The sequence below is a fragment of the Chthoniobacter sp. genome (assembly GCF_040003245.1).
Lineage (GTDB): Bacteria > Verrucomicrobiota > Verrucomicrobiia > Chthoniobacterales > Chthoniobacteraceae > Chthoniobacter.
The window spans coordinates 1-20,969 of record NZ_JBDUCX010000072.1 but is presented as its reverse complement, the minus strand read 5'-3'; the positions used below and the strand labels follow the sequence as shown (position 1 = coordinate 20,969).

At 61.8% G+C, this 20,969-nt stretch carries 25 protein-coding genes; 8 read left to right on the top strand and 17 right to left on the bottom strand.

All coding sequences use genetic code 11. The features are described from left to right. Nucleotides 1–23: 23 nt before the first annotated feature. Together ABJF10_RS12140 and rfbD are read left to right on the top strand one after the other, a co-directional pair. Nucleotides 24–932 (top strand): NAD-dependent epimerase/dehydratase family protein, encoded by a 909-nt coding sequence (locus ABJF10_RS12140; protein ID WP_348544839.1) that lies wholly within the window; start codon nt 24–26, stop codon nt 930–932. 3 nt (nt 933–935) lie between these two features. Beyond that, nucleotides 936–1,868: a dTDP-4-dehydrorhamnose reductase gene (gene rfbD / locus ABJF10_RS12135; RefSeq protein ID WP_348544838.1), complete on the top strand. Its 933-nt coding sequence runs from the start codon at nt 936–938 to the stop codon at nt 1,866–1,868. Here rfbD and ABJF10_RS12130 read toward each other — a convergent pair. The 4 genes from ABJF10_RS12130 to ABJF10_RS12115 form a co-directional block, all read right to left on the bottom strand. Beyond that, the gene (locus tag ABJF10_RS12130; protein WP_348544837.1) at nt 1,819–2,280 is read right to left on the bottom strand and encodes a hypothetical protein; all 462 of its coding nucleotides are present in this window, start codon (nt 2,278–2,280) and stop codon (nt 1,819–1,821) included. The two genes, rfbD and ABJF10_RS12130, sit on opposite strands and share 50 nt — an antisense overlap. A gap of 321 nt (nt 2,281–2,601) precedes the next feature. Next, nucleotides 2,602–5,211, bottom strand: a complete 2,610-nt coding sequence (locus ABJF10_RS12125; protein WP_348544836.1) for a VWA domain-containing protein — start codon at nt 5,209–5,211, stop codon at nt 2,602–2,604. Beyond that, complete coding sequence (locus tag ABJF10_RS12120) at nt 5,208–7,082, bottom strand: VWA domain-containing protein (protein ID WP_348544835.1); 1,875 nt, start codon at nt 7,080–7,082, stop codon at nt 5,208–5,210. Before ABJF10_RS12120 ends, ABJF10_RS12125 begins: the two co-directional genes overlap by 4 nt. Then, nucleotides 7,079–7,990 carry a DUF58 domain-containing protein gene (locus tag ABJF10_RS12115; RefSeq protein WP_348544834.1) on the bottom strand — a complete coding sequence of 304 codons (912 nt, stop codon included), beginning with the start codon at nt 7,988–7,990 and terminating at the stop codon, nt 7,079–7,081. Before ABJF10_RS12115 ends, ABJF10_RS12120 begins: the two co-directional genes overlap by 4 nt. 11 nt (nt 7,991–8,001) lie before the next feature. Between ABJF10_RS12115 and ABJF10_RS12110 the strand changes: the two genes are divergently transcribed. The 3 genes from ABJF10_RS12110 (at nt 8,002) to ABJF10_RS12100 (ending at nt 9,658) form a co-directional block, all read left to right on the top strand. Continuing rightward, nucleotides 8,002–8,637 (top strand): hypothetical protein, encoded by a 636-nt coding sequence (locus ABJF10_RS12110; protein ID WP_348544833.1) that lies wholly within the window; start codon nt 8,002–8,004, stop codon nt 8,635–8,637. Between the two features lie 163 nt (nt 8,638–8,800). Next, nucleotides 8,801–9,268 carry a response regulator gene (locus ABJF10_RS12105; RefSeq protein WP_348544832.1) on the top strand — a complete coding sequence of 156 codons (468 nt, stop codon included), beginning with the start codon at nt 8,801–8,803 and terminating at the stop codon, nt 9,266–9,268. Nucleotides 9,269–9,289: 21 nt separating this feature from the next. After that, the gene (locus tag ABJF10_RS12100) at nt 9,290–9,658 is read left to right on the top strand and encodes a response regulator (protein ID WP_348544831.1); all 369 of its coding nucleotides are present in this window, start codon (nt 9,290–9,292) and stop codon (nt 9,656–9,658) included. A 27-nt stretch (nt 9,659–9,685) separates the two neighbouring features. Here the strand turns inward: ABJF10_RS12100 and ABJF10_RS12095 are convergent, their stop codons facing one another. Beyond that, complete coding sequence (locus ABJF10_RS12095; RefSeq protein ID WP_348544830.1) at nt 9,686–9,961, bottom strand: hypothetical protein; 276 nt, start codon at nt 9,959–9,961, stop codon at nt 9,686–9,688. Between the two features lie 127 nt (nt 9,962–10,088). Here ABJF10_RS12095 and ABJF10_RS12090 point away from each other — a divergent pair, with 127 nt between their 5' ends. Beyond that, nucleotides 10,089–10,859: an HAD-IIB family hydrolase gene (locus tag ABJF10_RS12090; protein ID WP_348544829.1), complete on the top strand. Its 771-nt coding sequence runs from the start codon at nt 10,089–10,091 to the stop codon at nt 10,857–10,859. A 7-nt stretch (nt 10,860–10,866) separates the two neighbouring features. Here the strand turns inward: ABJF10_RS12090 and ABJF10_RS12085 are convergent, their stop codons facing one another. The 12 genes from ABJF10_RS12085 to ABJF10_RS12030 form a co-directional block, all read right to left on the bottom strand. Continuing rightward, on the bottom strand, nt 10,867–11,202 hold the full coding sequence (locus ABJF10_RS12085) for a hypothetical protein (RefSeq protein WP_348544828.1): 336 nt from the start codon (nt 11,200–11,202) through the stop codon (nt 10,867–10,869). A 9-nt stretch (nt 11,203–11,211) separates the two neighbouring features. Next, nucleotides 11,212–11,538, bottom strand: coding sequence for a hypothetical protein (locus ABJF10_RS12080; protein ID WP_348544827.1), 327 nt, complete (start codon nt 11,536–11,538; stop codon nt 11,212–11,214). Nucleotides 11,539–11,599: 61 nt separating this feature from the next. Continuing rightward, entirely contained in the window at nt 11,600–12,286 is a 687-nt protein-coding gene (locus ABJF10_RS12075) for a hypothetical protein (protein ID WP_348544826.1), read from the bottom strand. A 9-nt stretch (nt 12,287–12,295) separates the two neighbouring features. After that, nucleotides 12,296–12,646: a hypothetical protein gene (locus tag ABJF10_RS12070; RefSeq protein ID WP_348544825.1), complete on the bottom strand. Its 351-nt coding sequence runs from the start codon at nt 12,644–12,646 to the stop codon at nt 12,296–12,298. Between the two features lie 162 nt (nt 12,647–12,808). After that, nucleotides 12,809–13,246, bottom strand: a complete 438-nt coding sequence (locus tag ABJF10_RS12065; RefSeq protein WP_348544824.1) for a hypothetical protein — start codon at nt 13,244–13,246, stop codon at nt 12,809–12,811. A 3-nt stretch (nt 13,247–13,249) separates the two neighbouring features. After that, nucleotides 13,250–13,774, bottom strand: coding sequence for a YcxB family protein (locus ABJF10_RS12060; RefSeq protein ID WP_348544823.1), 525 nt, complete (start codon nt 13,772–13,774; stop codon nt 13,250–13,252). A 43-nt stretch (nt 13,775–13,817) separates the two neighbouring features. Beyond that, on the bottom strand, nt 13,818–14,453 hold the full coding sequence (locus ABJF10_RS12055) for a phytanoyl-CoA dioxygenase family protein (RefSeq protein WP_348544822.1): 636 nt from the start codon (nt 14,451–14,453) through the stop codon (nt 13,818–13,820). Between the two features lie 36 nt (nt 14,454–14,489). Next, nucleotides 14,490–14,930 carry a hypothetical protein gene (locus ABJF10_RS12050; RefSeq protein ID WP_348544821.1) on the bottom strand — a complete coding sequence of 147 codons (441 nt, stop codon included), beginning with the start codon at nt 14,928–14,930 and terminating at the stop codon, nt 14,490–14,492. A 33-nt stretch (nt 14,931–14,963) separates the two neighbouring features. Then, entirely contained in the window at nt 14,964–15,485 is a 522-nt protein-coding gene (locus ABJF10_RS12045; RefSeq protein ID WP_348544820.1) for a hypothetical protein, read from the bottom strand. Continuing rightward, entirely contained in the window at nt 15,482–16,000 is a 519-nt protein-coding gene (locus ABJF10_RS12040) for a DUF4262 domain-containing protein (protein WP_348544819.1), read from the bottom strand. The genes ABJF10_RS12045 and ABJF10_RS12040 overlap by 4 nt, the downstream gene beginning before the upstream one ends. Before the next feature lie 90 nt (nt 16,001–16,090). Then, nucleotides 16,091–16,603 (bottom strand): hypothetical protein, encoded by a 513-nt coding sequence (locus ABJF10_RS12035; RefSeq protein ID WP_348544818.1) that lies wholly within the window; start codon nt 16,601–16,603, stop codon nt 16,091–16,093. 118 nt (nt 16,604–16,721) lie between these two features. After that, nucleotides 16,722–17,402, bottom strand: coding sequence for an HNH endonuclease (locus tag ABJF10_RS12030; RefSeq protein WP_348544817.1), 681 nt, complete (start codon nt 17,400–17,402; stop codon nt 16,722–16,724). Between the two features lie 1,080 nt (nt 17,403–18,482). Between ABJF10_RS12030 and ABJF10_RS12025 the strand changes: the two genes are divergently transcribed. Together ABJF10_RS12025 and ABJF10_RS12020 are read left to right on the top strand one after the other, a co-directional pair. Beyond that, on the top strand, nt 18,483–19,118 hold the full coding sequence (locus ABJF10_RS12025; RefSeq protein WP_348544816.1) for a hypothetical protein: 636 nt from the start codon (nt 18,483–18,485) through the stop codon (nt 19,116–19,118). A gap of 183 nt (nt 19,119–19,301) precedes the next feature. Then, the gene (locus tag ABJF10_RS12020; RefSeq protein WP_348544815.1) at nt 19,302–20,825 is read left to right on the top strand and encodes a toll/interleukin-1 receptor domain-containing protein; all 1,524 of its coding nucleotides are present in this window, start codon (nt 19,302–19,304) and stop codon (nt 20,823–20,825) included. Nucleotides 20,826–20,969 lie beyond the last annotated feature (144 nt).

Sequence of the window (20,969 nt, the reverse complement as noted above, 5' to 3'; positions counted from 1 at the left end):
GAACCCCGGTTTAGTTATTCCCGATGCGACTTCTTGTTACTGGCGGCTGTGGTTTTGTAGGCAGCAATTTTGTGCGGTACGTGCTCCAGCACTATGGGCCGGAGATGATTACGAATGTGGACTCCCTGGTATCGGGCGGGCTGGCCAGCGTGGAGGGCATCGCGCAAGAGTTTGGCGAGCGCTACGAATTTCTCCGCGCGGAAGTGGGCGATAGCGACAAGATCGATGCCGTGCTCTCGACGCACCAATACTTCGCGGTTGTGAATTTCACCGGCGGATCGGCGGGCGGCACGGCGGGCGTGGCGAACCTGCTGGAGCGGGCGCGGCAGCACGGAGTGCGGCGTTTCGTGCAAGTTTCCAATAGTGGCGCTCTCGCTGCAGCTGCGGACGGGCAGGGGAAACAGGGCGCGGTCGATACGCTGGCCCTGGACGCATTTCGCGCGCATGCGCAGGAGGTGGTCGTCACCCGCTCGGCTTGCAATTACGGACCGTTCCAGGCGCCGGCCGAATTCATTCCGGCGTCAATCATTCATGCCCTGCGCGATGAGCCGCTGCCGGTGGCCGGCGATGGCTCGACGATGCGGGGCTGGCTGCATGTGGATGACCATTGCTCGGCGATCTTCGCCGCGCTCCTGAGCGGCGAGCCCGGCACGATCTATCCGCTCGTCAACGACCTGAAGACCAGCGACCTCGAGGTCGCGCAGGCGATCCTGGAGCACTTGGGAAAATCACGGGATTTGATTCGCTTGAATGCCGGTGGCAGTGGGGCCAGCCCGGGGATCAGCGACGAGGAGCACCTGGCTTTCCAGCAACTCGAGTGGAAGCCGCGCCAGCATTTCGCCCCGGCGCTGCGCGAAACCATCGACTGGTACGTGCGCAATCGGGAGTGGTGGGACGGCGAAGACGAAGAGGCCGAGCGGATCGCGCTTTGAGGCATGCCGCGCGCCATCGTGATCGTCGGCAGCGGCGGGCGTCTCGGTGCGGCGCTGCTCCGCGAATGGGGAGCGCGCGGGGAGCAGGTGCTCGGCTTCGACCGGGCTTCGCTCGATCTCGGTGATTTTCCGGCCATGCACGAGCGACTGGATCCGCTGGACTTCGATGTGCTCGTGAATTGCGCCGCGCAGACCAACGTGGACCGCTGCGAGCGCGAACCGGAGGAAGCCTTCCGGGTTAACTCCAGCGCCGTCGCCACGCTGGCAGAGATCTGCGCGCGGAAGAAGGCGCGCTGTATCCACCTCAGCACGGACTACGTTTTCGATGGGACGAAGGGGACGCCCTACGACGAAGACGACGCGCCGAATCCGCTCAGCCAATACGGCGCATCGAAGCTGGGTGGGGAGCGCGCGCTGCTCGCGGTTTCCGATCGGCATCTGGCGGTGCGCGTGTCGTGGGTCTTCGGGCCGGATCGCGCGAGCTTCGTCGACCAGATCATTCAGCGCGCCCTGGAGCAGGACCGGGTCGAGGCGATTGCCGACAAGGTTTCCGTGCCGACCTACACCCTGGATGCCGCGCGGCTGCTGCTGGCCTTGGTGGATCGACCGGAAATCGGCGGCATCATGCATCTCTGCAACACCGGAGAGTGTACATGGCAGGAGTACGGCCAGCACGCCCTCGACTGCGCGGCAGCCCTCGGCCTTCCGTTGCGCACGCGTGTCGTCGAGCCGCTCAAGCTGGCGGACATGAAAGGCTTCGTCGCACGCCGGCCGGTTTATACGCCGTTATCCAACGCGAAGTTCACCGAGCTCACGGGCCTCACGCCGCGCCCGTGGAAGGAATCCGTGGAAGATTACGTCCGCACGACTTTGGCGCCCCGCGCGCTCAGTTCCACAGCGACTGCAAATCCGGATCGACCCGCGCGCTCTTCTTGATGCCCGCATTGATCTGGATCGCGGTATCGATGCACTGCCGCGCCGCGGAGATGTCGCCCAGCCGCGCTTCATAGCACGCGAGATTGTAGTGGAGGATGCCGGTCCGGCGGATCCAGTCCGGTGCGGAGAGGAGCACCTGCTCGGCCTTCTCGTCCTTGTCCATTTGATGCAACGCGAAGGCGCGCTGGACGGTGAACTCGCCCTCGTCAGGGTGCAGGCCGGTGCCCCGCGCGGAAAGCACTTCCGCCGAACGCCACTCCCGCTTGTGCAGGAGCAGGCGAATGCGGGCCAGCATCACTGCCGCCTCTTCCTGGTCGAGCTTGGGGATGGCCCCCAGCTCGGCCAGGGCTTCGTCGAGGAGATTGAAATACAGGTACCCGTCCGCGGCATTGAGGGCGCGCATGGTTTCCATGCTTTGGACTTTCGATGGCTGACTTAGGTAGAGCATTTCATAGCCTCCAATGTGGATTCGTTCTTTAGACGGTTGTCGCGTGTCGCGTATTCGCCGCATCCGAACTCTCGTAGGAGGTGCTGCCAGTGCCAGCTACAGTCGCGGCCCTGTCGGCTCTTCGAGACGATGCAGGCGAGATGCAGGACGATGCGGTGGGACTTGTTCACGATTAACACCATTTCCAGTAATTCTAAAAGCACTGGACATGCCAAAGGCCCTGCCGGATGTACGGGGAAATGCGAAGGAGCGATTCCCGCCTCTGTAGAGCCCCGAATCGGCTATTTAGGCGCGCCAGGTCCGGCGCCGCAGCCAGATATCCAGAGGCAGGAGGAGGAGGGCCGCCTCCAGAAAGTAGTTCGTCAGCTCCATCTGGGTGCGCGCCGCCACGGCTGGTCGGGCAAAGACTTCCGAGGGCAATGGCGCGTATTTGCCGCCTCCAATTGACGCCAGGGTATGCAATAATGTCTCATTCACCTCGGTCCGCAGAAACTCCTGCGGGTAACTGCGCGTGTGGCCGAAAACATAGCCGCCGTCCGGCAAGTCGGGCGAACTGACCGAAAAGATGGAGGTTCCTTCGGTGGGCAAGTCGAACGCCGCGCGATACTGTCCGGGGCCTTCCTGCTGTGCCGTCCGCGTTTCGGTGGAGCCGTCCGCACGCAGCATGTTCACGCTCACCGGCATTTGATTGCGAAACGAACCGTCGGGCTTGATCGCGTCGATCGTCAGTTCCAGGCGATTGCCCAGCTCGCTGGTGTTGACCTGGAAACTCGATTGATCGCTCTTGCGCATCAGGGTGCGCACCAGTTGCGTCCAGAATTTCCCGTAGCCCGGCCAGGCCAGCCATTCGGCCGCCCAACGGCTCTTCGCATCGCTGGTAAAGGCGGCGGCCTGTCCCAGCCCGTAGCGCCAGGTGGCGAGCAGCGGTTCCCCGCGCTCGGTCGCGAGCAGGATCTCGGCGGTGGGCTTGGGCTTGGTCGCGTTGTAGCCGAGGAGCAGGGGCGATTGCGCCCAGTCCAGACCGGCGGTGATCGGGCTCCTGGCCATCGGCACAGCGAGGAAGGGCTCCTCGATCAGGCTGCTCTGCGCGACCTTCATCGTCTCGGTGCTGAAGATTTGAGGCAGGGTGGTGGCGTCGTCGGTGAGATAGAAGCGCCCACTCCCGCGCTCCGCGAGCTGGCGCAGGAAGGGCGTGTCCTTGTCCTGCTCCGTGCCGAGGCCGACGACGGAAGTGGTGATCTTCGCGGCGAGCATGGCCGAGGCGAGGTCGAGCGAATTGCCGCCGGTGTGGAGGCCGTCGCTCATTTCGCCCGCGGCTTTTTCCTCGGCATCGGCGGCGTCGGAAAAGAGCAATAGATGCTTCACCCGCGCGGGGATGTCGCGCAACTGCTGAAAGGCGTCGACCATCGATGTATAGATATAGATGCCACCGCCCCCGGCGGTGATGCTGAGAATCTTCTGCTCCGCCGCCCCCTTGGCGGTGATGGGCGCGAGTGGCACCACGGTATGCGGTTTGGTGTCCACGGCGACGACGCCGAAATAATCCTTCGGCTGGAGCGCGTTCATGGCGAAGACCGCGCCCTGGTCGGCGAGCGACATCTTGGTCTGGCCGGCGACCGTCGCTGTCATCGAGCCCGAGCGATCCAGCACCACGAGCATGGCGACCGTGGGAGTATCGAGCCGGTCATCGTGCTCCATGCGCACGGGCAGCATTTGCTCGACGGGCGACCGGTAATAGCCGCCGACGCCGAAACTGTTTTCACCGCCGATCATCACGAAGCCACCGCCGAAATCCTGCACCCAGCGGCGGTAGAGATCCATTTGCTCGCGGCCGAGGTTGAGCGCGGAGACATCGCTGAGCAGGAAGAGATCGAACTGCTGCAAGTCTTCCAGCGATTTGGGCAGGCCGCCCAAGCCGCGCGTCTCCACGGAGATCTTTTCCTTCTGCAAGACGTCGGCCAGCGCCCGGCCATTGTTCTCGTCCGAATCGACCAGCAGGACACGCGGTTCGCCGCGCAAGCTCGCCGTGGCGGAAGCGCGATTGTTTTCGGCCACGGTGTCGAGCGCGGGCAGAACTTCCACTTCGTAGGAAATGAAATTGCCATCGGCCTTGAGATTGGGCGCGCGGAATTCGTTGTCGCCGGGCTTGAGCGTTATGTCGCGTTGCTCGAGGAGGAATTGATTCTGATACAGCTTCACCTTGGCGGTGGTGGCGACGTTGCTGTGGATGCGCGCGGTGAGGTCGAACGGTTCGCCGGCTTTCAAGCGGCGCGGCACCTCGACCTTCTCCACGAGTATTTCCGGCGCGGAGGCATTGTGCAGCGGCACGGTGAGCAACTCCACGCCTTGGGCCGCGAGGCGCGCGGCCCCGGCGGTGGCCTGCTCCGTCGTATCGTTTCCATCGGTGAGCAGGACGACGCGGCGCGCCTTGCCCGCGGGGAAAATGGCGCTGGCGAAATCAAGCGCGCTGCCGATGTCGGTCGCCTTGCGCTCCGGGAGTTCGGGCCATTGGGCGGCGGGTTGCAAGTGCGCGGCCGGGGCCTGCCAGAGTTCGGGAGTGGTGGCGAAACCGACGACCCCCGCGGTATCGTCGGTGTGCTGCGCGGCGAGGCTCGACGTGACGAAATCCCGGGCCTCCTTTTGCGCTGGCGCGGAGATGCTGGCCGAGTGGTCGACGACAAAGAGGACCGCCAGTTCCCGCGAGGGCAGCAGCCAGCGGACACCGGCCAGCGCGAGGACCAGCAGCAGCATGATGAAAGTGCGCAGGGCAAAACACACCTTGCGCTGGGCGGGTGTCATGTCGGCCAGCGACCGGCGTTGCGCCCAGACGAGAAAGACGACGACCAGCGCAAACGTGAGCGCCCACGGATGGGCGAGATCCACGAGGCCGTTCACTCCGTGCGCCTCCGGTGAAAGAGCCACCATTCCAAGGCAAAGAGCAGCAGGGCCGCCGCGGCCAGATACTGCCAGAGCGGCCATCCGGCGAGCCGGGCGAGGGTGATCGCGGGCAAGGGGATGCTCGCCGACGTCGCCGGGCTTGCGACGCGCAGATCGGATTCCGCTTCGCTGAAGGTATTCACCGCGAGCCAGCGTTTGCTGTCATGCGTCTGCCATTCGTAGAAGCCGTTGGCCAGCGGCTGGAACAACGTGTGGGCCGCCGGGGATTTCGCTGCTGCCGGCGCGTCCTTTTTCCAGGGGGTCTGTGGCTCCATTTGTACGCTTTCGCCGGCGGCCAGCGGCAGCGCTTCGCCGGCTCGACGACTGAGGACCGGGGCCGCTTCCTCGCCGACCAGCCAATGGATCGTATTGGAAATGAGCAGCGGAAAGGCAACGCGCAGCGGCAGGTCGGAATCGCCGATGTCGAGCGCAAGTGCCGCGACGCGGGGCGCACCGCCTTGCCGCTCCCCCGTGATCATCAGCGCGTGGTCGAACGAGCGAATTGGCGCCTGCCAGTCCCAGCCTTCCGTTTTCGGCACGGCGAGCGGGGCGGCGTGGAGGAGTGTGATGTTTTGCAAGTTGACGAGCCGCAGCGCCGGATGGCGGCTGTCGAGATCGGAGACGAGCGGTTGATCAAGCACGGCTTCTGAGGTGTTGAAGGGCGTTTGCTTGATGAAGAAGGAATTCCCCGTGGCTTTCTCGATATCGAAATTCGCCGGGACGAAGTTGTCGAAAATAACGGCGTCGAACTTGGCCGCGAGCGCGGGAGTAAAGCCATCGGGCGTGATTAATTCGAAGGCGACGCTTTGATCCGCGGCGAGGAGTTTCTCGAGGAACCAGTTGCCCTTCGTGATGAGCAGGATGCGCTTCGGTGGATCGACCGGCAGCACGGCATAGGCGACGTTGTCCGCGGCGAGGGCGTCATTTGTGTCGAGCCGCGCGGTGAGCCAGCCGCGCGCGTGGTTGCTGGGGCGGGGGACCGTGGGGAAGACTTGCACGGCATGCGCGCCGGGTTCGAGGGTGAGCGGCTTGACGTCGAGCAACTGGCCGTCATAAGCCAGCTCCACGTTGGTCTTCGTGGGCGATGGGCCGAAGTTGGCGACTTCGAGCAGCACCTCGGAAGTCTGTGGACTGTTCAATACCGGGCGCGTGGCGAAGCGCGTGATGGCGAGGTTGTCCCGTGCCGTTCCGACCGTGACAAAATCCAGCGGGACCTTTAGGTCCGCGGGCTTGGCCTCCGGCAACCGGTCGGTAAAGACGATGATTTTGCGATCGCCGCCGCGCGACGCCAACAACTCTTCGGCCAGCTCGACGGCCCGATTCAAATCGCCGCCGGCGTCGGTGGCGGACAGCTTCACCAGGTTTTCGCGCAAGGCCTTCTCATCATCGGTGAAGGGCGTGACGACCCGCGCGCTGGCGTCGACGGTGATCATGGCCATCTGCCGCAACGCGCTGGCCTGGCGAACGACATTCGTCGCCTCGGCCTTCGCTTTCGCAAACCGCGTCTGCCCATCCGGCTCAGTCGCCTGCATGCGCGCCCGCGTGTCCACGATGAGGACGGTGGAGGCGCCTTCGCTGATCTGGCGATCCAGAGTGGGATGCGCCAGCGCGCCCAGGATGAGCGCGAAGATGAGGAGGTGCAGCAATAGCGAGAAGAGCTGCCGGAGCCGTTGAAAGAAGGCGCGCCGCCGACTCTCCTGCAGGATGCGCTGCCAGAAGAGCAGCGTCGACACCGCCATCGGCCGCCGCTTCAGCTTCAGCAGATAGAGCAGGACGATGACCGGCGCGACGGCCGCAAAGCCCGCGGCCCAGACGTTGAGAAAGGTCACTGGATCATCCTCCCATCCCGCAACACGCGCAGCACCAGTTCCTCGAAGGGCACCGCCGTCGTCGCCTGGGCGTAGCCGATGCCGTGCTCCGTGCAAAAGGTGCTCGTCTTCTCCAAGAAGGCGTCGACCTCCGCGTGGTAACGTCGCAGCAGCGCCTCGCTGGCCGTCACCTCATAGGCCTCGCCGCTCTCGCTCTCGATCAAGCGCAGGTCGCCGGTCGCGGTCGGGCGCAATTCCGCGGGATCGAGAATGTGAATGACGTGCACTTCAAACTGTTGATAGCGCAGCAGCGCGAGCCCTTCCTCAAAACCGCCCGGGTCGAAAAGATCACTCAGCAAAAAGACGAGTCCGCGCCGTTTCATGCGCTGGGCGAAGGTGCGCAAGGACGGCAGCAGGCGCGTTTCCCCCTCCAGCGCCGGGGCGTCCCGGAGAAAATCGAGCACCTTGTGGAACTGGCTCTTGCCCCGGCAAAGGCCCATGTCTTCCTCCAGCCGCGAGCCGAAGTAGTGCACATTCACGCGGTCCAGATTGGCCAGGCCGATGTAGGCCAGCGACGCCGCGATCCGGCGCCCCTGGTCGAACTTGCTCAACCGGTCGCTGCCGTCGGGTTTCCAGCGCATCGAAGCACTCGCATCGAGCAGAAATGAGATATCGAGATCCTGTTCCTGCTCAAAAAGCTTCACGAACAGGCGGTCCAGCCGGCCGTAGATGTTCCAATCAATGGAGCGCAAATCGTCGCCCAAGGTGTAATTGCGGTAGTCGGCAAACTCCAGGCTGGAGCCCACCTGCCGGGACCGCCGCTCGGCACGGTGCGCCCCACGAAACAGCTTTTTCGAGAGCAAATAGAGCTGCTCGAGCTTCGTCAGGAACGAGGAATCGAAGAGCAGCGGGACGGTGGGAGTTTCCAAGCGCGGGTAAATTGAGGGGGATTTCTCGCTACGGCAATCGCGTTCGCCGGGAGAATGCTAGATCGATTCGCGCGGCAGGCTCGGAGCAGCGCGCTGGACAACGTGGTGAATACCAGTTGTGTGACAATGCTTTTCCGTATAAAGACGAACAAATGAGAATATCCAGAATACTGCCGATTCTTCTGGCTGTATGCCTTGGAATTTCATCGCTCCAGGCGCAAAATACGGATGTTGCCCTCGCGCGCTTTAGGAACGACATGGCGGCGCTCAACACCGATTCCAAGAAGAAGGAAGTGGAACTGAAAGCGAATCCGCTGGCTGGCTTGCTGGTGTTCCGATCCATGGTCACCGGGGTGAAGACGGTGCAAACCGACGGGCTGCCGGACGACTTGAAAGCGGCCTTCTCGGAGGCGATCACCACCCTGAACAGGACGACTGAGGTCTTTGACGGCTGGCCCGACAAACCGGATGAGGTGCTCGCGTACCTCAAGGAGCGAATGAAAGAAGACCCGAGATACATGGAAAACTTTTCCGCGAAGATGAATGCCATGGGCAAGGAGATGGACGCCATGAGTAAAAAGATGGACGAAATGGGCAAAAAGTACGGCTTCGACAATCTCCAGACAGCGGATTCACCGTCCAAGTAGCGAGCGACCTATAAATCAAACCATGAACCGAACCTCACCCCACTCCAGCCGAGGTTTCGGAGAACCCATGGAGGTCGATTTTAGTGTATTTTTATCTGCGAAAGCGCGGCACTGCGGCATGAACCCTGCTTTCTGGAGATTATAGCACCTACAAAGAAATTATATGTCACTACCCGCCTTAGCTCCCGATTCCGAAGAGAATGTCGTGCCATCCGGCATCCGGCTCGTTGATCCGAATGCGGATATCGCCAAAAAAGTTCTCCTGCTCGAGGATGATCCCGCCTTCAAGGAAATCATGACCGACTTTCTCAAGGAGAGCGGCTTTGAAGTGGTCGGCGTGACCAACGGTGTCGAAGGTGTGCACCAAGTCCTGGCCAGCGATTTCGAGGTTCTTCTCTGTGACATGATGATGCCCACGCTGCCCGGCGACATGTTTTTCCGCGCTGTCGAGCGCATGCGTCCGCATCTCTGCGACCGCTTCATTTTCATGACCGGCCATCGCGGCAATACCAAGGTCAACGACTTCATCGTCAGTGTGAATGGCACGATCCTCACCAAGCCCTTCCATGTGGACGATCTGCTGGAGATGATCGCCTTCATCAACGTCCGCACGATGTTGCTGGCGGCCTGATTTTCCAACCTCGCTCCCCCTATGCGCGTTCTCATCGCTGATGATGACAAGGAACTGGCCCAGGCGCTGGCCGATTGCGTGACCGCTTGCGGCCACGACGTGGTGGGGACGGTCACGGGTGGCGGACTTGCTGTGATTCAGGCTTTTGCGCGTTGCGAAGCGGATGCCGTGCTGCTCGATATCATGATGCCGCGCTACAATGGGTTGACCGTTTGCCACGCCCTGCTCAGCCGCAAACCCGACGCGAAGATCATCTTCGTCTCCGGCAGCGCGGATAAGACGGACCCTTTCGTCACGAACTGCGGCGCCGCCGCCTATCTGGAAAAGCCGGTCAGCCTCGCGGAACTCCGCGAGACGCTCGACGCGCTCCAGCACGTCGAGGCCGCGTAGTCTTTTAGAGCCCTGAATGGGGCGCCTTTACCCTCCGCGGACCTTCTCCTTCTTCTTGTCCGCGTCCTCGTTGATCCGGCGGATCTCCCGCGCGAGCTGCTGCTCCAGTTGGGCGGCGTCCTCATATTTCCCCTCCTGCGCGGCCTCGGCGATCTTGTCGCGCAGAAAGAGCTCCTGCTCAGCCACCTTCGCCTTGGCGTTGGTTTCGATCTCGGCGATCTCGGTTTTTTGCGCGGCGGTGAGTTTCACGGCCGGCGCTTGCTTCTGCAGCCGGTCCATGGCGAGTTCGTAGGCGGATTTCATAAGGAGTGCGAAAGTTGGGGTGCGAATTTAGCCAATTCAGAGTTGAGAGTTCAGCGTGGCGCAATAACTTGCCGACCCGCTTCGCTCCACTCTCCGGCCTTTTTACCGCACACTCAACCCTCAACTCATGATCAAACTGCTGAGCACCGATTTCGATGGCACCATCGTCGATCATGAAGCGACGCCCCGGGTGCACCCCGATTTCTTCACCCTGCTCGCGCAACTGCGCGAGCACGGCGTGCTCTGGGCGGTGAACACCGGCCGGGTGCTCTGGCACATCGAGGAAGGGCTGCGCGAATTGGAATTCCCCGCCGTGCCGGATTTCGTGCTCACCTCCGAGCGCGAGGTCTTCCATCGCGGAGCGGATGGCCGCTGGCAGGACTACGGCGACTGGAATGCGCGCTGCGCCGAAGAACACGCCCGGCTTTTCTCAAAAGCGAGTGTCCTGCTCGCCGATATCGAGGAATATCTCGCCAAACACACCAAGGCCCACCCGATCTACGAGGGCCAGCGGCTCATCGGCCTCGCCGCCGAGTCCCTCGACGAGATGGACGAGATCGTCGAGTTCCTCGCCCGGGAGAGCAAGCGCGTGCCCGGCTTCCAGTTCATGCGCAACACCATCTACGTGCGCTTCTGCCACGAGGCCTACAGCAAGGGCACCGCGCTCGGCGAACTCGGCCGCCTCACCGGCATCTCGCGCGACGAAATCTTCGCCGCCGGCGATCACTACAACGATCTCCCGATGCTCGATGGCCGTCACGCCGCCTGGGTGGCCTGCCCCGGCAACGCCGTCGAAGCCGTGAAACGCACCGTCAGCGAAGCCGGCGGCTACGTGGCCGATGGCGTGTGCAGCGCCGGCATCGTCGAAGCCCTGCGCCACTTCCGCGCCGGGGAGTGACTCGCCGCTACTGCGGTGAGTGCCTCTGCGCTTCGATCTCGCTCATCTTTTTCTTCAAGGCGGAAGTTCTCCACTTCCCCCACGGCGGTCCCAGGTCGACTATCGGATCCGGATCGTGGTAACCGGGAGCCATCGCTAAAAGCGGCCCTTCTCGCCGTTCCCGTTCCTCTTCTTGCTTTTCCCGCGCGGCAAATTCCTGGGCCGCTCCCGTGAGCCTCGCCTGCCGCGCGGGCTGCGTCTCGCAGCCGCTCACGCAAACCGCCAGCGCCAGCGGCAGTAATCGGCGAAATACCTCTGCTTGGAAAAAAGAATTGCGCCACAGCGACCAAAGGGGAGTTTTCATAATTGCGATTTACTGTGCCTCCTGTTTCTTCGCCGCTTCAATCTCGCGCATCTTTTTCTTCAAGGCAGAAGTTCTCCACTTTCCCCACGGCGGCCCCAAATCGACGATCGGATCCGGATCGGGAGCGTAGCCCGGATAGTCCATGGCATCCTTTGGATCTTTCATATCTTCTTCCTCTTTCTTCTTCTCCCGCGCCGCATATTCCTTGGCTGCCAGAGTGAGCCGCTCTTGCCGCGCAGATTTTGGCTCGCTGGCGCAGCCGCTCACGCACACTGCCAGCGCCAACGGCAGCAATCGGCGAAATGACCATGCTTGGAAAAAGGAAGTGCGGTTCATGGATGGAAAATATGAAATTGCCGTTGAGGTCACGCTTGAGCGGAACGAATAGCTTCGCCGGTCAGCTTGTTGGGGGCAGGGCGTCTTTCTCCTTGCCTGCCTTGTCTTCTGCTTTCTCCCGGGCCGCTTCGTTGGCCGCCGCCATCTCGTTACGAGCAGAGTGCGATCCCAGGATATAACCTACGATGGTGCCCAGCAGCCCCACCACCGGGGTGATCTGCTGGTTGGTAAACCCGGCGACTACCAGGAAGACCGAGGCCACGATCACCAGCGGCACGGTAAAGAGCCGCAGCACCGCCCCGGAATCCTTATTCTGCATCACCAGATAGGTCATCATGCCCAGCACGGCAGCCCCAAAAGCCAGGATGGATACGGAGAGAAACTTGACCAGTTTCGCGTTCCAAGGCTGGTTTGACTCCTCCTCGTCGCCCTCGCTCGCATCCGTATCGGTCCCGGCTTTTTTTTCCTTCACCCCCATGGCTTTTTTTGCCGCCGCCATGAATCGGTCTTCGGCGGATAGTCCGGCAGTCGATGACGGGGATTTTTCCTTGGCTGTTTTCTCATGTGCCGCCGTCGCCGGCTTGCCGGGAGTCGCCGCCTGCGCCGGAGGATGCTCAGTCGTCGAGTTGGGCGTGGATTCCACACCGGCGGCGGCAGGCTCCTGTGCATGACCGGGAGACGCGGCCAGGAGTGAGAGGGTGGCTAACAGGATCGTCCAGCGCCGAAGCGACCGAAGGTGGGTTTTCATAAATGCGATTTACTGCTGCGACGGTGATTGCTGATCTTCTCCCTCTTGGGATTGCTGCCGCTTCCGCGCTTCGAGCTCTTTGACCTTTTTCTTCAATTCAGAAACTTTCCATTTCCCCCACGGTGGCCCCATGTCGATCTCCGGACTGAGGGACCCCGGAGCCAAAGCCACCGGCGCTAGCTCACTGCCGTCCTTCCACGCCTGATATTTTTTGGCGGCCCCGGTGAGTCTTTCCTCCCGCGCGAGTCGTTGCTCCGGTGTGAGTTTTTTCTCCGTGGCGCAGCTGCTGACGAGGATGGCGAGTGCCAACGGCAGCCACGGGTGGAGGGCGATTGGTTTGAGGAACGACTGGAGATTCATGAACGGGAAGATGGGATCGCAACCGCAATCACCCCGAACCGAACGAATAATCCGCCTGGCCGCTACGGTGATGCCGTCAACGTCTCTTCCTGCGCGAGGCGCCGCTCCGAAGCAATCAAATAATTAAGTGGAAATGCGTAAAACTCCACTTCCCACGCCTGCTCAGGATGTGGGTTGTGTCGTCCAGCCGAAGCGCCCACGACCCTGCCAGGCGGCCTGATGCCGCACCGGTATCCACACACCGCCCTGTCGCCGCAGGGTAAGGCGGTCGCAGGAGCGTGAAATGCTGTCGTCCCGGGTGTCGTTGTCGATGATCGTGACCACCGCTTCCTCCGGCGAGCGGTAGAGCGTGGCGATGTCGAGTCGGGAAAGGTTCGGACGGTCAAGCTGTGGCCACCAGTTAAGATACTCGAGCGTGGTCTCGGAGGGCGACGCCAGCCACGCCGCGCCGCTCCCGGCCCCGGAACGCAGATGCTGCAAAGACTCCGGAGCCAACGGCGCGTCCACAAAGCGATAGGGCCCCGTGAAGAAGTAAACGTAAACGCCGCTCACGATGAGCGCGAGCGCTACGAGCGGCAGATAGATGTCCCGCGCTTTCACCTTCTAGGCCGCCGGAGGAACATAGTATTGCTGGGCAAACGAGACCGCCTGCTGAAATTCCTCCGGCGATAACTTCCGCCGCGGAAGAATCACCGCCTGCAAGGAGGAAACATAAAGCAACAGCGCGTCCGCGGTTTCCACCACCTTGGTGATGGCTGCGGCCTTGTAAGTCGTCTCTCCCTTGGTGGTCGCGATATGCACCGTGTCGGGCAGCAGCTCGATTTCCCGGCGGCCAAACATGCCGCTCGAGTCGCCTTCGCGAAGGAATTGATTGGTGCGTCGAATCACCCGCCGGTCCACCCACAGCGGATACAGAAAAAACCACGCCACCGAGACCGCCGTAAAGAGGCCGATGTGCACCGGATCAAAGCCGCGATTGAGATAATGCGTACCGATCAAGAACAGCGCCGCCACCGGGAACATGATCCGCGCGTAGTTGCGCATCCGCCGATACGTCGGCGAAACGCTGTAGTGGTAGCGGTGAAAACTGATCCAGTCGTCGTGATCGAATTCGTAGGAAAGTTTCATCTAGGGTGGGCGCGGAGCTTGGTCACGCATTCGTCGCATGGGATCAAGCCGCTTCATGCCAGTGGAGTTCGGCGGGTAGCGTGAACGCCGCATACTCGATGTGCAAGACGCGACGATGCCGCGCGCTCGTGGAACGACTGGACGCGTGCAACAGCAGGGGGCGCATGAGCAGAGCGTCGCCCGCGGACACGGCGCAGACCCTGTCTGATTGCTGACCGCGCAGCTCCTGAATGCGCTCGGCGGAAAGGCGGCCGAGACGGTGGGAGCCGGGCAGCACGCGCAATGCGCCGTTAGACTCGTCGGCGTCGTCGAGGTGGAGTCGCACGGCCAGCATCCGCTCCAGCAGCCCGACCGGCGGCTGCACGTGTGGAATGCCCTCCTTCGTACTCCACGGACCAAAGCCCGGCACCTCGGCGCGGGCCCGAAGTGCCAGCGTCAAATCCTGGTGCCACGGCACCAGCCAATTCGTGTCCGGAGACTTGTCGAAGTAAATGGCGCGGACGGGAAACGGTTCGGATGGCAGATGCGGACGAACGAGGTCCAGCATCCGCGGCGAACGGGCCAGCCCGGCAATCGCCCCCAAAACAGGTCCAAGCGTAGCAAGTAACCCCCGCTGCTGTTCCGCCTCGATCACCCGAGGGATGACCGCAAATCCGTCGCGCTCGACTTCGTGGTTCATCGTGGGAGGCGCGGAGCCGTTCGCCGCAGCGCACAGCTAATCGTTTCCGGTTGCTTTGGAAAGATGCCCCACGATGGGAGTGTCTTGGGTGACGATGTGGTCGGAGATGTGAAACACTTCCTTGAGGCGCGGGTGGGCCAGTGCCTCGTCGCGATTAAGGGTCCGCCCGAAGAGTGGGACCTCGCCCCACGGCGATTCAGCGGCGTCGCGGACGGTAACATTGAAGTTGTCGGCATCCGTGCCAATGCGCAGATGAAAAGCACGACGCCCCGACGGTGGAGCGTCGTCCGCCCACTCGCCAATGCTGACCAGCACGGAGATATGGCTATGGGGAGGGTGATCGGTGAAGAGCGCATAATAAACGGCGTAGGCGTCGTCGTCGCGATAGACGAAGCGCGTGAGCCGGGTAGTAAGACCACCGCAACACTCGCAGGGTTTGGCATCGGTAGTGGGTGGTTCGAATTCAATGGAGATCATCTGGACTGATTCAGACAGGGCTCTGAGTCGCGGTCATTTCCCGACGCGAATGTTGCGCAGGACGAGTTGGACGATGGGGTGCGGCCACGACTCGAAACCGGATAGCCCGGGTCCGATGGGGAGGATGCTGGTCTTGGCGATTCCTTTCCGGTCGGGCACCGTCATCAGCGCGTCCACGTTGAGCGTCTGTTGGGTGTTGTTATGGATGTGCAGCAGCATCATGGCCGTGCCATCGGGCTGCAGCTCCTGGGTGAACTTCAGCGTCACATCCGCCTTCTTCACGTCCGGCTGGTATTGGATCGTCCGGATGGAGTTGTCCTGGATCTCGAGGGCGAGTCCGAACTCGTCGCCCTTGAAGAGATAGACGTCGCCATTGTGGACGAAAGGGATCCGGCCGAACCTCTCTTCGTAGAAGTGCTCTTTGTCCACGTGAAGCTTGAGCGTGAACGGCTCGTGGAAGATCGTTTCGTCGGCGGGCTTCTGGGCGGCATCCTCCGCCGCGAAGGTGGCACCGGCGGAAGCCAGGAGCAGAAGGAGTGGGAGGATCGTCTTCATGGCTGTGGAGTCAGTCGGTGGATCGCCGCAAAGCGCGGATCACAGTCCGGCTCATCCGGAAACCGGCCCTGTCGATCTGGCCAGATGCCTTGCAGCACCGGGAAGTGAAAATCAGGAACCGGGATCGAAGGCACAAAAAGGGAGAAGTAGAAGGAGCAGTTGCGGCCGAGGTAGTCGAGGTAACGCTCCTGCGGTGCCGGAATAAATCGCACCGGCCTGCCGTCCTCAAACAAGTCCGTCCGCACGGATCCGGCCTCCATCATAAGACCGCGGTCCGCTTCATCCCGGAGACGGGCAATGATCCCCGCCGCGGTGTCGGGATGCAGTCCCATGAGCAGCACCTCGGGATGCAAGAAATTGAGATACAGTCCGACGGAGTAGGTAAACTCCGGCGCCGTGGGTGATCCGTTAAAGGAAAGGATCGCGCAACCGTCCGCGAGAATCTCCCGATAGATCCGCTCATCCAGCGGATCCTGCGGCGTCAGCCACCGAAACCCGGCGATGCGTGGAGACATCAGGGAGGCAACGTAACGTGGAGATGCTGTCATGAAAAAGGGAAGGCGCGGTAGGCGGGCCTAGAGCCCCGGAACTGCCCGTTTCAACGCTCAGGCGATTTTGTCTTTGTCTTCGGGAACGTCATACGCATCGGTGTGGGTGAGATGCCCGTCTTGATCGCTCACGCGCGAGAGTTCGCTGCCTCGACGATAGATGATTTGGAGTCCGTGCTCGCGTTCCCAATCGCACTCCGCGGTGATCTGAATGTAGATGAGATGATCCCGACGGTGACGACGGGAAACGAATATCTCGGAAGGGTGCACATGGGCCCACACACCGTCGGGACTGGTGATGCGACAACCGACTTCGTCTTCATCCAGCACGTCCGCCATGCGCCGATAATTCTGAAAGACAAACGGGGCGGCGACCTTTTTGGCGTCGGAGCCCAAGGCGAAAAATGCGGCGAGTGCGCGCTCCACATCCTCTCGGTCCGCTTCGGTGAGACCATCCACGGTGAAAGTCATCCGCTGCCCATCGAAGTAGGGAACGCTGACCGGTTCGGAAACGAGCCATTCGGGAATTCGCGCGTCGGGATGCAATGTGCCGAGAAGAGATATGTTCACGATTGCTGGATTTTCAGAAAAGGAGCCCGAAGAAGCAATTCAACGGACACGGAAACGCGGCCGGTTGGGTGCACTGCAGCTAGCGTGACAACCATGAGCTACTCGTTGTAGATCACGGTTAGGAGTTGCGTATGATTTGTTTGAGTACGGCAATTGGGATTGGCGGATATTGGCGGTGAAGCATCGAATGACAATTGGGACAGACGGGGCGCAAGTCTGAAACTGGGTCCGTGCGTCGTGGACCAGTAGTTTCTGCAAATGGCGTGAGGTGGTGAACATGGATATAGCCTTGCCCTAAAGCACCGTAGATGTCGGCGAAATTGAAGTCACAGACGTAGCAGACGGCACCGTAGTGCTGGATGCACTTGCGTCGAGCTTCGGGGTTGCGTTCGTATGCATTGACCGTGATTCGGGTCTTGTCTCCCTCGGGATAGTTAACTCCGTCAGCGAACTCGAGTTCGTCCGGCGAAAGCCGAGTTGACGTTGTTGGAGGGGTACTCGGGCGCGTAAAATAACCGAACAGCGCCAGGCGCTCTCGCGCAGTCGCAAGCTCGGCTGGCGTGAACAGCCCGCTCCAAGCAGCCTGGATAGCAACGGCTTCGACCGATAAATCGAGGCGATCGTGGTCGAGTAGGCGCTGGAATCCAGCAGTGGCTTTGGATGGTCGCAGCCAGTGCTTCGCTGCCACCAAGCCGCCGTCGCGCACAACCTTCTGACGGAATCGGCTAGCGACGTAGCGGATCTGAGTCTTGGCATCCTCATAAATCTGGAGGGCGCGGTCGGTAAATGGGTCTTTCATTTGAAAGTTCTTGGCCGATTTACACGAGACGAGTAGTAGCGCCTAATATCTTATTGAGCCGAGGTGGAAGGGATCAGAAGTCAGCGTACCGGAGGAGACTCGGCGGAACGGAACCAGAGAAACTCCCCGGCGCGATCGGTTCAAGGAAATAGAAACACGCTAAGCTGGGATTCGAGGGCGAAATTTTTCACTTTGTACTTGACTTTTATGCGGCGATGGATTAGGATGCATCGCGACATGGGAGGAGAAGCAGTGGCTCGGGAAAGGAAAGGCTTCGGACGAGGGAAGGGAGGAGAGGAACTGGCAGTAATTCTATTCGAGATGACGACGATGATTTCAATTCATGGAACCGGCACCGATGGCGCAGAGCGGTGTAGGGCGGGTGTCCTCACCCGCCGGGATGGCGCTGCGTACCGAAAGCTCACCCGGCGCGCGATGACGCGGGTCGAAGGCAACGGAGCGCGGGCTTTCCAGCCCGCGAGTGGACTCCGCCATGCGGGATATACCTCCCTCAGAGTAAATCGCACCGAATCGCACCCTTGGGCGGCGCTGGCGGTCGCCTCCAGTCGTGCTCAATCGTGCCTAATCGTAGGGCAAATTTTCTGGCTTTCGTGGGGCGCGGCGATGTTCCGGCCAGTTCCGACCCAAGAAGGCGGAGAGTGCCAAGAGCCAAGTAGCGAGAGCCAAGTGGCGTCATACTATAAACGCGCGCGCAGCATACCACTTGCAGAGGAATCGCACCGAATCGCACCCATCCGACAAGCGGTGCGGGGGAAGCATCTGGAGTGTTCCACAGCCCGGCGGCGAAATGGCCAGGCATTGTGCCCGTCGATCTCACCGCTCTCCCACCCGATTCTCCGAAAATCCCACCATCTCACTACTCTGGAAATTCCATCCGATCCCACTCGATCCCACCGAAAAATTTCCCGGGCGCATCCCACCATCGTCTCGCGAAAAGGGGACCAAGATGTTCCACGCGCCTTCTCTACATCCACCAAGTCATCGCCCATGACGAATCAAGCCAAATCAAGGCATCACTTGTGTCCGCACAACCTTTAGGATTAAGAGCATTCCATCCCCATGAAGCAGCGACTCCTCCAGCAGGTCGGCCGCAGTGCGCGCTTGCGCGTGCTGAACGAACTCAAGCGCACCCAAGGCCTGTGCGTGACCGATCTCGCGGCGCGGGTCGGGATGAGTTACATGGGAGCGAAGGGCGTGTGCCTCGATCTCGAGAAGCGCGGGCTGCTCGATACCTGGCGGCAGCCGCAGAAGATCGGCCGGCCGCACTTGCTCTACCGGCTCACCGAGCGGGCCCAGGATCTTTTCCCGACGGAGAGCAATACGCTGACGCTCGATATTTTGGAAGCCGCGCGCAAACTCTTCGGCCCCACGGCGCCGGACAAGCTGTTGCTCGTGGTCTTTCAGAAGAAGACGGAGCAATATCTCGCGAAGATCAAAGGCGAGACGCCGGCGGAGCGGGCGAAATGGCTGGCCCGCCTGCGGGATCACGATGGCCACATGGCCGAGTGCGAAGCCGATGAAACGGGTGCCGTGCGCATTGTGGAACACCATTCGCCGATCCTGGATATCTTACGTGAATTTCCGCTGGTGGCGAAGCTGGAAGCGGATATGTTCCAACGCCTTGTCGGCACGCCTGTGGAGCGCAAAGAAACCAGCGCTTCGGGCCTCTACTGTGCAACTTTCCGCCTGCTTTAAATCCCCCCAATTTCCTTTCCCGCTTGGGCACCTTCCTTGCTTCCCTGAGCAGGCATGCATCCGCGTTGGCGCTCAGACCTCCACGGAGCTCCGATTGTCCCCGAATCGACGAGTGACAGGAGCCCCGGCGGGGCGGAGCGGCAGAGTTTCATTAACGAACCGTTACCGGATCTGGAACAACAGTTGGCGGCCGAATTGGACGGCGCTTCATGGGCGGTGGTGGCTTTCGCGCCGGAAGATGCCGCCTGGTGCGACTGGATCTATCGCAATCTCAATGGCTACCGGCTGCCGGCTTCACTGGTCGACCGGGTCACCGCGCAGGGCTTTCCGCGACCGGATTGCCTGTCCATCTTTCCCGACCGTCGTGATCCGGCCTACGCCGATGGCCTCCCGCGCGCCTTGGAAGCCAGCAGTTGCCTCATCGTCGTCTGCTCGCCTCACTCGACAGGCTCCGAGACAGTGGACGATCAGATACGCGCTTTCAAGAAAGCGGGCGGCGAAGAGCGGATCCTCGCGTTGGTCGCGGATGGTCCGCCGGACGCCCGGCTCGGTGAATATCGCCGCGCCGCGCAATGCGAGTGGCTGCCGGCGTGGTTGCGCTGGCGCCTCGAGGAAAATGGCTTTCGTGCCGCGGACCGTGCGGAGCCGCGCGTCGTCGATGCCCGCCGTGGCTACCGCAGCCTCAAGCAAGTCCGCGACAGCCTGCTCAGCGCGCTCGTCGATGTGGACGTCGCGGAACTGGAGCGGCTCGGGGGATGCGCGCAGGGGGTGGAAATCGTCCTGTTGTCCGCGCTGGCGCGAGTGGAAAGGAGTCCGGTCATGACGACCGCCGTCGCCATGCCGCCCCCACGGGTCGCTACGCCGCCCCCGTCGGCCAGGCCGCCGAGCTCGAAATACACGATCTTCACCGCCGTGATGCTGATCATGGTGGCCGTCATTTTTGGCACGCGGAGTTTTTTGGAGATCACGGCGGATGAGCCGGTGTCCACTTTGAATGTGAGCCCGGTGACCGGGGTCATGGCGGGTCGCTCGGCCAAAGCCACGGCCGCAGAAGAGGCGCCGTCCACTGCGGAGACTGCGGCGGTGACCCCCGAGGTGACCCCGGCCGTCGCCCAGAATACGCCGCCCCCTCTCGAGTCAGTACCGGAGGCCAAGCCTGTGCCGCCGGTGCCAGTGGCGCTGCCGAACGTGCCGCAAGTGACCCCGCCTTCCGCCTGGGCCACGTCGAAGATTCTGCCGACGGATTCGCAGCCTCCGCCGAGAAGTGGGCCGGGATCGGGGGCGGTTTCCGTGATCACGCCTCCCTCCAGCGCTCCCTTGATCGCCGCGGCGAACGCCGCGACCAGTGCCGAATCCGACTCCGTATTGCTCGATGAAGTCCGCACGCTCGAGCGGCGCGGCGACGAGACCATGGCGCAGAAGCGCACCGAAGACGCGCTCGATCTTTACCACACCGCCCTGGATAGCGCCGAGGAATACGCGACGCGGAAAGGGGCCAACCCGAACGCCCGCGATCAGCTCGTGGCGCTCCGCCGCAAGCTGGGCCTGCTGCAGATGCAGAACTCGTCCACGGCGGAAGCCCGCGCGACATATACCCAAGCCCGGCGGACCCTCCTCCAACTCAAGTCGCAGAACCAATGGAATCGCGAACGCGGCAAGGCGCTGGACGAAATCGAATCGCGCCTGCTTTCGCTGCCCCGGGACTGAGTGCTGGTGAGCGAGGGTGATAGCCACGAAAAGGTCCAGCAGACACAAAAGGGGATGAACCATCCCGCTCGTTTCCCTTTGCGGCTTTTGCGCCTTTTTGTGGCCGCCTGATAAAAGAGCTTGCCGATTTGGGTTCGCTCGCTA

What these genes read in the sequence shown, in the direction of transcription:
- ABJF10_RS12080 (WP_348544827.1), bottom strand. Translation starts at nt 11,538, where the DNA reads ATGAACCGCACTTCCTTTTTCCAAGCATGGTCATTTCGCCGATTGCTG.
- ABJF10_RS12045 (WP_348544820.1), bottom strand. Translation starts at nt 15,485, where the DNA reads ATGAAGACGATCCTCCCACTCCTTCTGCTCCTGGCTTCCGCCGGTGCC.
- ABJF10_RS12130 (WP_348544837.1), bottom strand. Translation starts at nt 2,280, where the DNA reads ATGGAAACCATGCGCGCCCTCAATGCCGCGGACGGGTACCTGTATTTC.
- ABJF10_RS12040 (WP_348544819.1), bottom strand. Translation starts at nt 16,000, where the DNA reads ATGTCTCCACGCATCGCCGGGTTTCGGTGGCTGACGCCGCAGGATCCG.
- ABJF10_RS12050 (WP_348544821.1), bottom strand. Translation starts at nt 14,930, where the DNA reads ATGATCTCCATTGAATTCGAACCACCCACTACCGATGCCAAACCCTGC.
- ABJF10_RS12085 (WP_348544828.1), bottom strand. Translation starts at nt 11,202, where the DNA reads ATGAAAACTCCCCTTTGGTCGCTGTGGCGCAATTCTTTTTTCCAAGCA.
- ABJF10_RS12070 (WP_348544825.1), bottom strand. Translation starts at nt 12,646, where the DNA reads ATGAATCTCCAGTCGTTCCTCAAACCAATCGCCCTCCACCCGTGGCTG.
- ABJF10_RS12140 (WP_348544839.1), top strand. Translation starts at nt 24, where the DNA reads ATGCGACTTCTTGTTACTGGCGGCTGTGGTTTTGTAGGCAGCAATTTT.
- rfbD (WP_348544838.1), top strand. Translation starts at nt 936, where the DNA reads ATGCCGCGCGCCATCGTGATCGTCGGCAGCGGCGGGCGTCTCGGTGCG.
- ABJF10_RS12025 (WP_348544816.1), top strand. Translation starts at nt 18,483, where the DNA reads ATGAAGCAGCGACTCCTCCAGCAGGTCGGCCGCAGTGCGCGCTTGCGC.
- ABJF10_RS12095 (WP_348544830.1), bottom strand. Translation starts at nt 9,961, where the DNA reads ATGAAATCCGCCTACGAACTCGCCATGGACCGGCTGCAGAAGCAAGCG.
- ABJF10_RS12060 (WP_348544823.1), bottom strand. Translation starts at nt 13,774, where the DNA reads ATGAAACTTTCCTACGAATTCGATCACGACGACTGGATCAGTTTTCAC.
- ABJF10_RS12105 (WP_348544832.1), top strand. Translation starts at nt 8,801, where the DNA reads ATGTCACTACCCGCCTTAGCTCCCGATTCCGAAGAGAATGTCGTGCCA.
- ABJF10_RS12090 (WP_348544829.1), top strand. Translation starts at nt 10,089, where the DNA reads ATGATCAAACTGCTGAGCACCGATTTCGATGGCACCATCGTCGATCAT.
- ABJF10_RS12100 (WP_348544831.1), top strand. Translation starts at nt 9,290, where the DNA reads ATGCGCGTTCTCATCGCTGATGATGACAAGGAACTGGCCCAGGCGCTG.
- ABJF10_RS12055 (WP_348544822.1), bottom strand. Translation starts at nt 14,453, where the DNA reads ATGAACCACGAAGTCGAGCGCGACGGATTTGCGGTCATCCCTCGGGTG.
- ABJF10_RS12030 (WP_348544817.1), bottom strand. Translation starts at nt 17,402, where the DNA reads ATGAAAGACCCATTTACCGACCGCGCCCTCCAGATTTATGAGGATGCC.
- ABJF10_RS12075 (WP_348544826.1), bottom strand. Translation starts at nt 12,286, where the DNA reads ATGAAAACCCACCTTCGGTCGCTTCGGCGCTGGACGATCCTGTTAGCC.